Source organism: Synechococcus sp. RC10A2, from assembly GCF_047502605.1.
In genome coordinates this window covers 1-633 of sequence record NZ_JANSHP010000046.1, presented here as the reverse complement: position 1 = coordinate 633, position 633 = coordinate 1, and the positions used below count along the sequence as shown (strand labels likewise).

Annotated in this window: 1 protein-coding gene; it reads left to right on the top strand. The window is 66.7% G+C overall.

Annotated features, from left to right (window positions below; all coding sequences use genetic code 11):
- Positions 1 to 633, top strand: a 633-nt coding sequence (locus NW848_RS06395) for a tocopherol cyclase family protein (protein ID WP_414508364.1), incomplete at both ends; no start/stop codon positions are given.

Here is a 633-nt window from a genome sequence, read left to right as displayed (position 1 = left end):
TGCATTGGCGCACCTTCCCCAATCCACAGCGCTTCTGGGCCAGTTGGCGGCACCTGGCCTTGGGGCACGCTGGCGGGCCAGGCGAGAGCTGGCGAGGGCTGCAGGAGCCCCTCACCTTCTTCCAACACACCGCCAGCGGCTACCAATACACCGCCCGCCTCAACCAGGGGATCCTGCCAGATCCTGTCAGAGGCGAGGCCATCCGCTGGCTCTATCGCATTCAACTCTGCTCTGCCTACGGGATCCCGCCGCGGGCCACCATGGGAGCCTGGTCTTATCTGCCCATCTTCGAGCCGGGCTGGCAGATCCTGATGAGCCACGGCCTGGCCAGCGGCTGGGTGGAGTGGCGGGGCAGGCGCTTCGAATTCGAGCAGGCCCCCGCCTACGCCGAAAAAAACTGGGGACAAAGCTTCCCTCGCCGCTGGTTTTGGATCCAGTGCAACGCCTTTCCCAACCATTCCGGCCTCAGCCTCACCTGCGCCGGAGCCGAGCGGCAGGTGCTCACCCGCCCCGAAGAAGTCGCCCTGATCAGCCTGCACGGCGGGGGATCCCAGCCTTTTTTGGAGTGGCGGCCCGGCCAAGCTCGGCTAACCTGGCAGGTGGATCCCTGGGGATCCTGGCAGGTGCGCGGCG